This window comes from Nocardia sp. NPDC050799, assembly GCF_040654015.1.
In the GTDB taxonomy this organism is placed as follows: domain Bacteria; phylum Actinomycetota; class Actinomycetes; order Mycobacteriales; family Mycobacteriaceae; genus Nocardia.
Genome location: NZ_JBFAHF010000022.1, coordinates 62,320 through 75,990, shown reverse-complemented (window position 1 = coordinate 75,990; position 13,671 = coordinate 62,320). Strand labels below are relative to the sequence as shown.

General features: G+C 66.8%; 11 protein-coding genes and 1 tRNA gene. 3 read left to right on the top strand and 9 right to left on the bottom strand.

Features of this window, described 5'->3' with window-relative positions; genetic code table 11:
- Positions 1-58 precede the first annotated feature (58 nt).
- Both AB0H42_RS22495 and crgA read right to left on the bottom strand, forming a co-directional pair.
- The gene (locus AB0H42_RS22495) at positions 59-520 is read right to left on the bottom strand and encodes a PH domain-containing protein (RefSeq protein ID WP_357058673.1); all 462 of its coding nucleotides are present in this window, start codon (positions 518-520) and stop codon (positions 59-61) included.
- A gap of 94 nt (positions 521-614) precedes the next feature.
- The gene (gene crgA, locus AB0H42_RS22490) at positions 615-881 is read right to left on the bottom strand and encodes a cell division protein CrgA (protein WP_030524428.1); all 267 of its coding nucleotides are present in this window, start codon (positions 879-881) and stop codon (positions 615-617) included.
- A gap of 153 nt (positions 882-1,034) precedes the next feature.
- Here crgA and AB0H42_RS22485 point away from each other — a divergent pair, with 153 nt between their 5' ends.
- Entirely contained in the window at positions 1,035-1,676 is a 642-nt protein-coding gene (locus tag AB0H42_RS22485; protein WP_357058671.1) for an aminodeoxychorismate/anthranilate synthase component II, read from the top strand.
- 80 nt (positions 1,677-1,756) lie between these two features.
- Here AB0H42_RS22485 and pknB read toward each other — a convergent pair whose 3' ends face one another.
- The 7 genes from pknB to AB0H42_RS22450 form a co-directional block, all read right to left on the bottom strand.
- Complete coding sequence (gene pknB, locus AB0H42_RS22480) at positions 1,757-3,667, bottom strand: Stk1 family PASTA domain-containing Ser/Thr kinase (protein ID WP_357058668.1); 1,911 nt, start codon at positions 3,665-3,667, stop codon at positions 1,757-1,759.
- On the bottom strand, positions 3,664-5,157 hold the full coding sequence (locus AB0H42_RS22475; RefSeq protein WP_357058665.1) for a serine/threonine-protein kinase: 1,494 nt from the start codon (positions 5,155-5,157) through the stop codon (positions 3,664-3,666). Before AB0H42_RS22475 ends, pknB begins: the two co-directional genes overlap by 4 nt.
- A 37-nt stretch (positions 5,158-5,194) precedes the next feature.
- Complete coding sequence (locus tag AB0H42_RS22470) at positions 5,195-6,661, bottom strand: penicillin-binding protein 2 (RefSeq protein WP_357058663.1); 1,467 nt, start codon at positions 6,659-6,661, stop codon at positions 5,195-5,197.
- On the bottom strand, positions 6,658-8,136 hold the full coding sequence (locus tag AB0H42_RS22465; RefSeq protein ID WP_357058661.1) for an FtsW/RodA/SpoVE family cell cycle protein: 1,479 nt from the start codon (positions 8,134-8,136) through the stop codon (positions 6,658-6,660). Before AB0H42_RS22465 ends, AB0H42_RS22470 begins: the two co-directional genes overlap by 4 nt.
- Positions 8,136-9,638: a PP2C family serine/threonine-protein phosphatase gene (locus AB0H42_RS22460; RefSeq protein ID WP_357058660.1), complete on the bottom strand. Its 1,503-nt coding sequence runs from the start codon at positions 9,636-9,638 to the stop codon at positions 8,136-8,138. The genes AB0H42_RS22465 and AB0H42_RS22460 overlap by 1 nt, the downstream gene beginning before the upstream one ends.
- Positions 9,635-10,102 carry an FHA domain-containing protein gene (locus AB0H42_RS22455; protein WP_030524421.1) on the bottom strand — a complete coding sequence of 156 codons (468 nt, stop codon included), beginning with the start codon at positions 10,100-10,102 and terminating at the stop codon, positions 9,635-9,637. The genes AB0H42_RS22460 and AB0H42_RS22455 overlap by 4 nt, the downstream gene beginning before the upstream one ends.
- Before the next feature lie 202 nt (positions 10,103-10,304).
- On the bottom strand, positions 10,305-11,666 hold the full coding sequence (locus tag AB0H42_RS22450; RefSeq protein WP_357058657.1) for an FhaA domain-containing protein: 1,362 nt from the start codon (positions 11,664-11,666) through the stop codon (positions 10,305-10,307).
- Positions 11,667-11,915: 249 nt separating this feature from the next.
- Between AB0H42_RS22450 and AB0H42_RS22445 the strand changes: the two genes are divergently transcribed.
- Positions 11,916-11,998: transfer RNA gene (locus tag AB0H42_RS22445), tRNA-Leu, on the top strand.
- Between the two features lie 219 nt (positions 11,999-12,217).
- Positions 12,218-12,985, top strand: a complete 768-nt coding sequence (locus tag AB0H42_RS22440; RefSeq protein ID WP_357058655.1) for an SDR family NAD(P)-dependent oxidoreductase — start codon at positions 12,218-12,220, stop codon at positions 12,983-12,985.
- The last annotated feature ends 686 nt before the right edge of the window (positions 12,986-13,671 follow it).

Sequence of the window (13,671 nt, the reverse complement as noted above, 5' to 3'; positions counted from 1 at the left end):
AACGTGAAACATTTGGGCGCGCGAGTTCTCGCGGCCACGGAGGTGACCGCGGGGGCACTCAGCGCGCGGCGTCGCCGCGCAACCGCAGTGCCGTCCGCACCGCGTCGTAGACATCCTCGGGGCTCGTGCCCAGATCCCAGCGGCCGAAGATCAGTAGCCGCTCGGATCCCCGATGGTCCACATCGATCTCCAGCATCGGCGATTTCCGGCCCAGGCGGCGGTAGCCGACCACCCGCGCCCGCAGGATCTGGTCACGGGTGTACTCGGTGACGCCGGTGAGTGTGCGCAGCACCAGCCGCGGGTTCTCGCCGGGCACCACCGAGAGCCGTGGTCGCTGCCGCATGCCGAGTGCGGCGAGTCCCAGCAGTACCAGCGCGGCCACCCCGAGCAAGAATTTGCCGGGCAGCTCGGTCGTCAGTACCGCCGCGACAGCGAGGACCACCCCACCGCCGGCTGCCGCGATCAACGCGGGCAGGGGCGTCGTCCAGGCGAGACGGGGTTCGGTGCGGTCGGGCTGCACGCGGGTATACCTCCATCTGAGGTCGAGGGTTATCCACAGAGTTATCCACAGGTGTGCATTAATCACACCGGTGTAACCCCCGGGCGAGGCGCCGCTAGCGCCAGCGCATCGTCATGATCAGACCCACCACCATCAGCCCGAACCCGATCAGGAAGTTCCAGGCATTGAGGTTGCTCATCCAGCTGATCTGATCGGCCGCGAGGTAATAGACCAGTAACCAGACCAGGCCCGCGAGCATGAAGCCCAGCATGATGGTGACGTACCAGACAGGCGACGGACCGGCTGCCTTCACCTTCACCGGCGTACGGCTGGCGGGGTTGATCGTGTAGTCGGTCTTCTTCCGGACCTTCGACTTGGGCATGATGTCCTCGTGTTCAGCGTGCAGGTCGTGTTCCAAGGCTATCCCACCAGGTAATCGGTGTGATGCCCAGCGGCCGTACGATTCGCGTGCCCGATTGTGGCGCAATCGCAGGCCGGAGCGGATATGGGGCGTGCGAACACGTAATCTTTGGTCATGCGTGTACTGGTCGTCGACAACTACGACAGCTTCGTCTTCAACCTGGTCCAGTATCTGGGCCAGCTCGGCGTCGAGGCAGTGGTCTGGCGTAACGACGATCCGGAGCTGGCGGACCCGACGGCCGTGGTGGGCGATTTCGACGGAATCCTGATCAGCCCCGGCCCCGGCACCCCGGAACGCGCGGGTGCCAGTATCGACCTGGTACGCGCCTGTGCCGACCGGGGCACCCCGCTGCTGGGCGTCTGCCTCGGACATCAGGCCATCGGGGCGGCCTTCGGCGCCACGGTGACCCGAGCCCCTGAACTGCTGCACGGTAAGACCAGTTCGGTGTTCCATATCGGAACCGGAGTCCTGGCCGGGCTGCCCGATCCCTTCACCGCCACCCGCTATCACTCGCTCACCGTGGTGGAAAAGACGCTCCCACCCGAATTCGACGTCATCGGCCGCACCGAGACCGGAATCGTGATGGCCCTGCGCCATCACGAACTGCCGATCCACGGTGTGCAGTTCCATCCGGAATCGGTGCTCACCCAGGGCGGGCACCGGATGCTGGCGAACTGGCTGGAGGTCTGCGGCGAGCGCCCCCAGGAGGGGCTGGTGCAGATGCTGGAAGCAGAGGTCGCCTCTCTGGCCGTCTGATATTCGAAACCGGGCGGCCGATTCACGGCCGCCCGGTTTCGTATCTTCTGCCGAGTCGCCGGGCCGGGCCCGGCAGCGGATCAGGGCGGTCCCAGTGGCATGACGCCGGTATTGACCGTCACCGTCGTCGACGACGGCACGGTGGTCCCGGCCGAGGGCTGCTGGCTGAGAACCTTGCCGGCCTGATCGGAGTTGAGCGTGATCTGCGTGATCTGACGGACCTGGTTCGGGCTGCCCTGCCAGCCGCTTTCGCGCAGCGTGTCCACGACCTCCGCGGTGGTGAGTCCCACCAGGTTCGGCATCGCGATCCGATCGCTCTGCGCCACCTGGACCGTGATCGTGGAACCCTCGTCGGCCGTCGAACCGCCGGCCGGGCTGGTGGAGAGGACCTCGCCGCGCGGCCGAGCCGACTGGACCTGCTCGACCACGATTTTGAAGCCGGCGCCCTCGAGGTTCGGCTGGGCCACATCGATCAGCTGGCCGACCACCTCGGTGACGCGGACCTGCTTGGGACCGGTGCCGATGGTCAGCGTGATCTGACTGCCCGCGTCCATCTCGATACCGGGCGAAGGATCCTGCCCGATCACCTTGTCCTTGTCCTGCGCGCTGGACGGTTCCCGCTTCACGTCCGGGTTGGTCTGGAGGCCGGCGTTGTCGAGTTGCTGTTCGGCATCCTGCTGGGACAGGCCGGTGAGCCGGGGGACCGGCACCTGCTGCGGACCGGTGGACACCTGCACGGTGATGGTGCTGCCCTCGTCGGCGCGCGAGCCACCCAGCGGCTGGGTCGCGATCACATTGCCGGCACTGATCTTGCCGTCGGGTTTCTCCTGGACGGCCACATCGAAGCCGAGCGAATCGAGCTTCTTCTGGGCCTCGGTGGCGGAGGTGTTGGACAGATCCGGGACGGCCACCTGATCGGGTCGGCTACCCGGGCCGAGCAACATCCAGAAGAGCCCGAAGGCCGCCACCACCGCGGCGACCACACCCGCCGCGATATAGGCCGTGCGGCGGGAACGGCCCCCGGAGTCGTGCCCGTAATCGTCGTAGTCGTCGTCCTCGTCGCCGCCGCGATAGCCACGGCCGGAACCGTCCGCGGGGCCGAGCATGGTGGTGCGGTCCTCGTCGGTCATCACCATCGGCGCGCCGGGTTTCTGACCGCCCAGCACCCGAATGAGATCCGCGCGCATTTCCGCCGCACTCTGATAGCGATTGGCCGGATTCTTGGCCATCGCCTCGAGCACCACCGAGTCCAGTTCCCGCGGCACCCCCTCGTAGACGAGCGAGGGCAACCGGGGATCCTCGCGGACGTGCTGGTAGGCGACGGCGACCGGGGAGTCACCGGTGAACGGGGGCTGTCCGGTGAGGATTTCGAACAGCACACAACCGACCGAGTAGACATCGGACCGGGCGTCCACCGTCTCGCCGCGCGCCTGTTCCGGCGACAGATACTGAGCGGTGCCGATCACGGCCGCGGTGGCGGTCATCGGATTGGCGGCGTCGGCGATCGCCCGGGCGATACCGAAATCCATCACCTTCACCGCACCGGCACGGTTGATCATGATGTTGGCGGGCTTCATATCGCGATGCACGATCCCGGCCTTGTGGCTGAAATCGAGTGCCGCGCACACATCGGCGACGACCTCCATCGCGCGCCGGGGCGGCAGCGGTCCCTCGTTGCGCACGATATCGCGCAGCGTGTCACCGTCCACGTACTCCATCACGATGAACGGCAGTGGCCCGCCGTCGATCTCGGCCTCGCCGGTGTCGTAGACCGCCACGATGGCCGGATGGTTCAGCGCCGCGGCGTTCTGCGCCTCACGTTTGAAGCGCAGATAGAAGGTGGGGTCCCGGGCCAGGTCGGCGCGCAACACCTTGATCGCGACATCGCGGTTGAGCCGCAGATCGCGTGCTTTGTGGACTTCGGACATCCCGCCGAACCCGATGATCTCGCCCAGCTCGTAGCGAGAGGAGAGATTCTTCGGGGTCGTCATGGCTGTCCTTGCAAATTAAGGTCCGGCGCGATGTTGCTGACAGGGTTTCCCGGGAAGGGGATATCGATGGTCGGGACCGGCGGGCGGCGACGCGTGGTGGTCTCCTCTTCCTCGCCGGTGGTCTCTTCGCTCGCCGTCGTCTCGGTGGTGCTCGGAGCCGCCGAAGTGGTGGTGGTCGGCGGCTGAGTCGTCGTGGTCGAGGGCTGCGGCGGTGTGGTGGTCGTCGCGGCCGGCGGCGCGGTGGTGGTGGGCTCCACGGGCGGCGTCCATACCGGGGGCTCGGTCACTTCGTAGGTAGTGGTGACCGGTGCCGGAAGCGGGCGGGTGGTGGGTGCGGTGGAGGAGGTGACCGGCGCAGTTCCCGCCGGGTTGGTGTCCCCGCCGAACAGCAGCCACACCACGACACCGCCCAGCAGCAGCGCGCCGATACCGAGCGCGATCATCCACTTCTGGTTCTTGTTGAGGATGCCGCCGGGGTCGCCGCGGTAGTTGTCGTCGCCGGGGTCGTGCGCGCCGCGGTCGTACGTGGTCGCCGGCCCGGCCATGGCGGCGGGAGGCGTGTTGTAGCGGACGGTCGCGGTCTCGTCGTAACCCGGCTGCGAAGCCGCGATCACGCTGGTGGGCCCCGCCACCGGGAGATTGCGGGGCGGGGGCGGGCGGCGGCCCGAGCGCACCGCGGCGACTGCCTCGGCGAATTCACCGCCGTCGGCGTAGCGCTGGGCCGGGTCCTTGGCCAGCGTGATCTCGACCAGTTCGCGCACATTCGGCGGCAGGTCGGTGGGCATCGGCGGCGGCACGTCGCGGACATGTTTCATCGCGACGGTGAGCGCACCGTCTCCGGTGAACGGCCGCTGCCCCGCGAGCGCCTCGTATCCGACGACACCGAGGGAGTACACATCGCTGGCCGCGGTGGCGTCCTCACCGACCGCCTGCTCGGGCGCGATGTACTGCGCGGTGCCCATCACCATGCCGGTTTTGGTGACCGGAGAGGCATCGACCGCCTTGGCGATACCGAAATCGGTGATCTTCACCTGGCCGGTGGGGGTGACCAGGATATTTCCCGGTTTCACATCGCGGTGCACCACGCCGGCCAGGTGCGCGACCTGGAGTGCGCGGCCGGTCTGTTCCAGCAGGTCCAGGCCCTGGGCCACCGACAGCCGGCCGAGCCGGTTCAACACGGTGTTGAGCGGCTCGCCCTGGACCAGTTCCATCACCAGGTAGGCGGTTTCGCCGCCCTGGGGGTCGTAGGTCTCGCCGTAGTCGTAGATACCCGCGATACCGGAATGGTTCAGCTGCGCGGTGGTCTTGGCCTCGGTGCGGAACCGGTGCCGGAAGGTCGGGTCCGCGGAGAACTCCGACTTGAGGACCTTGACCGCGACCCGGCGATCCAGCCGGGTGTCCAGGGCTTCCCAGACCTGGCCCATCCCACCGGTGGCGATCAGCCGCTGCAGCCGGTAGCGGTCCGCGATCAACGCGCCGTTTGTCAGCATCGGGTTCCCCGCAGATTCACTCGCACATCCATCTCGTTCAGCGACCTCGCAAACCTGCGTCCAGCACCGACCGGGCGACCGGCGCGGCGACCGACCCGCCTGTTGCCGCCAGCGCCCGGTCACCGCCGTTCTCCACGATGACCGCGATGGCGATCTTCGGGTTCTCGGCGGGTGCGAAGGCTATGTACCAGGCATGCGGTGGGGTGTTCCGTGGATCGGCGCCGTGTTCGGCCGTACCGGTCTTCGACGCGATCCGATAAGACGTTCCGCCGCTGCCCGCGGTGTTCTCTTCCGAGGCGACCATCAGCTCGGTCAGCGTAGACGCTACATCGGCGCTCACGGCCTGGCCGACCGAGACCGGCTCGGTGGTGGACAGCTCGCTCAAATCCGGGTTCTGCAACTGGTCGACCAGGTAGGGCTCCATCCGGACACCGCCGTTGGCCACGGTAGCGGCGATCACGGCGTTGTCGAGCGGGGTGAGCGCGACATCACGCTGGCCGATACTGCTCTGCGCGAGAGCGGCGTTGTCCGGGATATTGCCCACGGTGCTCTCGGCGACCGGCATCGGGATCCCGCGATGCGGTCCGATACCGAACGCCGCGGCCTCGTCTTCCAGCGCTGCCGCCCCGACATCGACGCCGAGTTCTACGAACGCGGTGTTGCACGACCGCCGGAACGCCTCGTAGAGGGTGGCGGTGGGACCGGATCCGCAGGTCGAGCCGTTGTAGTTCTCCAGGGTCGTGCTCGTGCCCGGCAGAGTGATGTTGGGCGCCGCGGTGAACTGGGACTGCGGATTCGCCTTCCCATTGGACAGCGCGGCCGCCGTGACGACCACCTTGAAGGTGGAACCGGGCGGGTAGGTCTGCGAGATAGCCCGGTTGAGCATCGGCTGGTTCTCGTCGGCGCCGAGATCCTCCCAGGCCTGGGTGCCCTGGGCGCCGTCGTGCCCGGACAGCAGGTTCGGGTCGTAGCTGGGGGTGGACACCATGGTCAGGATCTTGCCGGTGCTGGGTTCGATCGCCACCACCGAGCCGGTGTAGCCCTTACTGGTGAGTTCGTTGTAGGCGACCTGCTGCATCACCGGATCGATGGTGGTGACGACATTGCCGCCGCGCGGGTCCCGACCGGAGACCAGGTCGACCAGCCGGCTGCCGAAGAGCTGGGCGTCCGAACCGTTGAGCACCGGATCCTCGGCCCGTTCCAGTCCGGTGCTGCCGTACTGCATGGAGTAGAAACCGGTGACCGGGGCGTAGGCCTGCGGATCGGTCGGGTAGACGCGCAGATACTTGTAGCGGTCGTCGGTGGACACCGAACTGGCCAGCACGGTGCCGCCGGCCGAGATCTGGCCGCGCTGGCGGGAGTACTCGTCGAGCAGCACCCGTGAGTTGCGGGGGTCGGCGCGATAGTCGTCGGCTTTGATGACCTGCACGTAGGTCGCGTTGAGCAGCAGGGCGACAATCATCACCATGACCGCCATGGCGACGCGGCGTAATGGTGTGTTCAACGCTGCAGACCCCCTTGCCGTCGTGACACCATCACTGTCTGCGCTTCCGCCAGCGGCGCCGGGGCGGGTTCGCGGCGGCGGGCCGGCGCGGGTTCGCGAGCCGCGTCGGAGATCTTGATGAGCAGGGCGACCAGCACATAGTTCGCCAGCAGCGAGGAACCGCCGTAGGAAACGAACGGCGTGGTGAGACCGGTCAGCGGGATCAGCTTGGTCACGCCGCCCACCACTACGAAGACCTGGATGGCGATGGTGAACGAGAGCCCGGCCGCGAGCAGTTTGCCGAAACTGTCCCGGATCGCGAGCGCGGTGCGCATACCGCGCAGCACCAGCACCAGGAACAGGATCAGGATCGCGGTCAGGCCGATGAGACCGAGTTCCTCACCGATGGTCGTCACGATGAAGTCGGTTTTGGCGAACGGCACCTGCGACGGCCGTCCGGCACCCAGGCCGGTACCCGCCAGACCACCGGTCGCCAGGCCGAACAGCGACTGCACGATCTGGTAGCCGGTGTTGTTGTAGTCGTCGAACGGATGCAGCCAGGTCTCCACCCGCACCCGGACGTGCCCGAACAGCTGGTAGGCGAACACGAAACCGAGGGCGAGCAGACCGCCACCGATGAGCAGCCAGCCCACGCGTTCGGTGGCGATGTAGAGCATCACCAGGACCGTGCTGAAGATCAGCAGCGACGTGCCGAGGTCCTTCTCGAACACCAGGACACCGATGCACACGATCCACACGGCCAGGATCGGGCCCATATCGCGGGCCCGCGGAAACTCCATGCCGAGGAAGTGCCGCCCGGCCGCGGTGAACAGCTCCCGTTTCGAGACCAGCACCGAAGCGAAGAAGATGATCAACAGGATTTTCGCGAATTCGCCGGGTTGCAGGCTGAGACCGGGCAGCCGGATCCAGATCTTGGCGCCGTTGACCTCGGACAGCGAACTGGGCAGGATCGCCGGGATCGCGAGTGCCACCAAGCCGGCGAGACCGAGGGTGTAGGCGTATTTGGCCAGCGTGCGGTAGTCGCGCAGCACCAGCAGGATTGTGACGAACAAAATGATGCCCAGTGCGGTCCACAGGATCTGCTGGTTCGCGTCGGGAGAAGGGATCTCCCAAGAGTTGTAGGCGGCGGTCTGCTGATCGGCCAGATCGAGCCGGTGGATCAGCACCAGGCCGATGCCGTTGAGTAGTGCCACGATCGGCAGCAGCAGCGGATCGGTGTAGGGCGCGAAACGGCGTACCGCCAGGTGCGCGACGGCGAAGAGGCCGAGATAGGCCAGGCCGAGCTTGGCGATATCCCAGGTCAGCGATTCTTCCTGGCTCGCTTCCACCAGTGCCAGTGCGGCGGTGGTGATCAGCGCCGCGAATCCGAGCAGCATGAGCTCGGTATTGCGCCGGGTCGTCGGCGACGGCGCCGGAGCGAAACCGCCCGGGGGACTCGGAAAAGCCCCGGCGGACGGTGGTGCCGGTGCGGACATCAGTCCGTCACCCGGCAGTTCTCCCCGGCGATCTGGGGCTGAGCGGTGGTCGTCGGAGCCGGGACGGTGGTGGTCGGGGGCGCGGGCGGCGCGGGGTTCTCCCCGTTGGTGCCGGGCGCGGCCGGCTGGTTGGCCGGGGCGGGCGGAGCAGCGTCGGTAGGCGTCGGCGCGGGCGCCGCCGGAGCGGGGGCGGGGGCCGGGGTGGTGGTGACCACGCCCGGCTGCGCGGCCGAGGCGTTCTTCTTGCACACCGGCAGCAGCTCACGATCGGCCAGCACGGCCATCTGTTCGCGGGCCTTGTCCAGGGTGCCGGGCGGCAGCCCGCGCTCGACCTGGTCACGGCCGGTCTGTTCCAGATCGCTGACCTTCAGAACCCGGCAGCCCTGCGGCAGGGCGGCGCCGCTCTCGACGAGACCGAGCTCGCCTTTGGAGGTGACGCAGCCGACCAGGTTCACGTCGTGGATCGAGTAGCCCAGTATCGACCCGGGCAGGCCCTGCATGACCACGACACTGTCGTTGTCCGCCCCGACGTAGTAGTTGGTCCGGATCATCTTGTAGCCGACGACCAGGCCGACCACCACCGCGAGCACGAGAGCGACCGCCAGCAACAGCCAGCGCAGTTTGTGGGACTTCTTCGGTTGCGGCTCGGGCTCACCGGCGGCCCGGCGCGGGGCGGCGGCCGGCGGACGCATCGCGGCGGCCCGCCCGGCCGCGGTGTTCGGCGGCGGATTGTCCTCGGCTTCGCCGGACGCGGCGCCGGCCACGATCGGATGACTCTGGCCGTAGTCGAGGTCGATGACATCGGCGACGACAACGGTCACATTGTCGGGCCCGCCGCTGCGCAGCGCGAGCTCGATGAGCCGGTCGGCGCATTCGTCGGTACTGCCCTCACGCATGGTGTTGGCGATGGTCTCATCGCTCACCACATCGGACAGACCGTCCGAGCAGAGCAGATAGCGGTCCCCGGCCCGGGCCTCGCGCATCACCAGGGTCGGCTCGATCTCGTTACCGGTGAGCGCGCGCATGATCAGCGAGCGCTGCGGATGAGTATGAGCTTGTTCCGCGGTGATCCGGCCCTCGTCCACCAGCGACTGGACGAACGTGTCGTCGCGGGTGATCTGGGCGAGTTCGCCGTCGCGCAACATATAGGCGCGCGAATCGCCGATATGGACCATGCCGAGTTTCTTGCCGGCGAACAGGATGGCGGTGAGCGTGGTGCCCATGCCGTCGAGTTCGGGCTCTTCCTCGACCTGTTCGGCGATGGCGGCATTACCGGCGTGGGTGGCCCGGTTCAGTTTACCGAGCAGATCCTCGCCGGGTTCGTCGTCATCCAGATGCGCCAGCGCGGCGATCATCAGCTGCGACGCCACTTCGCCGGCCGCATGGCCACCCATGCCGTCGGCAAGGGCCAGCAGGCGGGCGCCGGCGTAGACGGAATCTTCGTTGTTTGCGCGGACGAGGCCGCGGTCGCTGCGCGCTGCGTAGCGGAGAACAAGTGTCACGATCGGAGCTCGATCACTGTCTTGCCGACCCGGACAGGAGTGCCGAGCGGAACGCGGACTGCGGTGGTGACTTTGGCACGATCCAGGTAGGTACCGTTGGTCGAGCCGAGGTCTTCGACGTACCAGTCGTCACCGCGTAGGGACAGCCGGGCATGTCGGGTGGAGGCGTAATCATCGGTGAGCACCAGCGTGGAATCGTCCGCACGGCCGATCAGCACCGGTTGGGTACCAAGCGTTATGCGGGTACCGGCGAGAGAACCTTGAGTCACCACAAGATATTTGGCGCCCTTCTGGCCTCGGCGCATGGACGGCAGCACCGCGGAACCGCGCGGTCCCCGGGTCTGCAGTCGTTTGCCGGAGGCCGCGTAGATATCACTGCGGAGGGTACGCAGGATTGCCCACACGAACAGCCACAGCAGCAGGAGGAACCCGGCTCGGGTCAACTGCAAGATCAATCCCTGCACGGCGCTCCACCTCCTGTTCGACCGTGTGTCGGTGCTGTAGGCGTGGTGCGACCCACCCCACTGCGATGCTCGTCCCGGCGGACCGCTGTGCGGTGCCGCGCGTGTGTTGGCACATCATAGGGCCGTCGGACGATACCGATCACGATTAGGCCGCCCCATTATGCGAGAGCCGCCCCGTGATCCGCACGGCGAGCCTACGGCATCAGACAATACGGATGAGGATCTCGGAGTGCCCGGCACGGATGACATCGCCGTCGGCGAGTTGCCAGTCCTGCACGGGAGACCCGTTCACCAGGGTGCCGTTGGTCGAACCGAGATCGGACAACATTGCGGTCTGGCCGTCCCAGCGAACCTCGATATGGCGCCGGGAGACGCCGGTGTCGGGAAGACGGAAGTGCGCGTCCTGCCCGCGGCCGATGATGTTGCTGCCTTCCCGTAGCTGGTAGGTCCGGCCGCTGCCGTCGTCGAGCGCGAGGGTCGCGGAGAAACCGGGCCCGGCCGCCGGCGCGTATCCGCCCGGTGCGCCGTAACCGGGCTGCTGGGCCTGCGGGGGATAGCCCTGGCCCTGCGGCTGGCCGTAGGCCTGCTGGTCGTACCCCTGGTCGTAGCCGGGTTGCTGGCCGTAGGCCTGCTGCTGGTCGTACCCCTGGTCGTAGCCGGGCTGGGCATAGCCCTGCTGGTCGTACCCGGGCTGCTGGGCATAGCCCTGCTGGTCGTAACCCTGGTCGTAACCCTGCTGGCCCTGGTAACCCTGGTCGTAGCCGGGCTGGCCCTGGTAGCCGGCCTGGTCGTACCCGGGCTGCTGGGCATAGCCCTGCTGGTCGTAACCCTGGTCGTAGCCGGGCTGCTGGCCGTAGCCCTGCTGACCGTAGCCCTGGTCGTAGCCGCCCTGCTGGGCGCCGTAGGCCTGCTGGTCGTAGGCGGCGCCACCCTGCTGGTAGTCGTAGCCGTTCTGATAATCCGGGCCGCCGTTGTAGGCCGCGCCGGGACCGTAGTCCTCGGGGTACGCGCCGTTCTGCGGCCCGCGTCCCGCGGGTCCGGGAGCGTACCCGCGATTACGTGGATCGGACTCCGCGTGCTCACGGCTCGGGTCGTAGCCAGAGTTCTGCGTCATGGGGCCAGCTCCTGGTTGCGGGTTAGCGGGTCGTTGTAGCGGTTCGGGGCGGTGAGCCGGTGCGGCTCCGCGGCCGGCGTCGGGGTCGACGCGACCGCTCGTCCTGAACATTCCGGTGTGCAGCGTAGGGGATGCCTCGAACGCCACGTGTACTTCGCCATAGGTCTGCCAGCCTTGCTCACGGATGTAATCCTGCAGATGTTTGGCGAAAGCACGGGTTGTGAGGTCGTGATCGGCGTCGAGCTGCCGGTGGTCCGACGAGTTGATGGTGATCACATAGCTGTTGGGTGCGAGCAGATGCCCACCACCGACATCTCGGACGTTGTCGGCGGCCTCACGCTGCAGCGCTGCCTCGACCTCCTGGGGAACGACGTTCCCGCCGAAGACTCTGGCGAAGACGTCACCGACGGCGCCCTGCAGGCGACGCTCGAAACGCGAGACGATCCCCATCCGGGCCCTCCCTTCGGTGAGTCTCTCCTCATTCTTTACGACGACACGCGAATACGGCGTGTCGTTCTACGAGCACGTTCTCTGCATGATATCCACGTTCCGCTGTACCTGTAACTACCGGAACCGCGCCGGAGTTCCCTTCCCGGCGGTCCCCGTGCTCCGAGCCCTGGTCGGCGACTGGTTCGAAAAGCCTGTGACCACGCGATTTCGTCTCGTAGACATCTCCGTGCTAGTGTCTGACCGTCGCTCGGGCGAGTGGCGGAATGGCAGACGCGCTGGCTTCAGGTGCCAGTGTCCTTCGGGACGTGGGGGTTCAAGTCCCCCTTCGCCCACCGAGAAGAAGCCGTGGATCCCTCCGGGTCCACGGCTTTGTTCTTTTCTGCCGTCGAGTGCGTACCGCCCCGGCATCATGGTCTGCGAAATCCGGTGTGTGGCGTTGGTCATGCTTGTCCGCCGTGGCTCCGCGGGACGCCTAGAACGTGTTTCAGAAACATGCCGGAAAATCCGCAGAACCCGTTGACTCCCGATTCGAACCTGTTCTAATTCATGCCATGCGGAGATATGAAGGCCGTCGAGTACTGGTGACAGGTGCGGGATCGGGGATCGGCCAGGGCGTGGCCCTGCGACTGCTGGACGAAGGAGCCCGGCTCGTCGCCGCCGATATCAACGAGCCCGGTTTGGCAGCCACGGTGGAGAAGGCCGGCGATGTGGCCGACCGGCTCAGCACCGTGGTGGTGAACATCGCGGATATCGAGTCGGTACGCGCGGCCGCCGAGACGGCGGTGGACACCCTGGGCGGATTGGATGTGCTCGTCAACTGCGCGGGCATCCTGAAGCCGGCCCGTACGCACGAGATGCCGCTCGACGAGTGGAACCGGGTCATCACCGTCAATCTCACGGGCACGTTCCTGGTGACCCAGGCGCTGCTGCCACCCCTGCTGGAATCCGGCCGGGGCGTGGTGATCAATCTGTCGTCGACGTCGGCCTTCCAGTCGGCCCCCTATCTGGCCGCCTACGCGGCCTCCAAGGGTGGCGTGGCCTCTTTCACCCACGCGATCGGTCTGGAGTACGCCAAGCAGGGATTGCGGGCGGTCAATATCGTCCCGGCCGGAATCATGAGCGGGATCACCACCGAATCCATCACCGAACAGCCGGAGGACGCGGACTGGACCCTGTTCGCCCGGCTGACCGGTTGGCTGAACGGTGGTGCGCTGGGCACTCCGGAGGATATCGCCGGCGTCGTGGCGATGGTGGGATCCGATGACGGCCGGTACATCACCGGCACCGAGATCCGGGTCGACGGCGGCGCGCTCATGTGATCTCTCCCGATGTTCCGAGGCCGCAATGGTGCTCGCGCGAGTCGCGATCGCCGCTGCGGCCTTCTTCTTTTCCGGGCCCCGGATGGGGCTGTCCCGGGCGGGTGCTCCGGCCGGCCGGGGCGGACGACCGCGGTTGCCGACTCCGGTGCGAACAGCACGCCGTCCTCCCGGTATGCCTGAATGAGACCGAGATCACACAAGAACTTTTCGATTGCGGCGGCGCTGCTGAGGGTTGCCTCAGTAGGCGGCTCCGGTGACCCAGTTCACGCCCCGGAACCGCCTTGGTTAACTACCGCGAGGTGTTTACCGGGCCGTTGTACGGGGGGTGTGGCAGGTTTGTCCGCGCTAAACAAACTCTAGGTATTTTTCGTTCGTGTCGCCTGTTCGGCAACCGCGTTAATGATGCGCGAACGCGCAGGTCGGCGCGGGAACGGCCGAGTTAACGGCCGTTCGGGGGAACCGCGCGGCGAACCGGTTTCCCGTTATCTGTAACCATGGTTACGGATATGTCTATGACCAGTAAAAACCAAATGTACTTGCAAATGAAAGCACCGCTGTAAGTCCGGCTCGGCCTGCTGAAAGTTAGCTGGACGAGGGTCTGGGTGTGGGTGTCTGAATGTTTGCCGAACTGCGACGCATACCTGTGACCTCAGCCGCAACGGGTTGCGTAGGGATAACGATTGTGT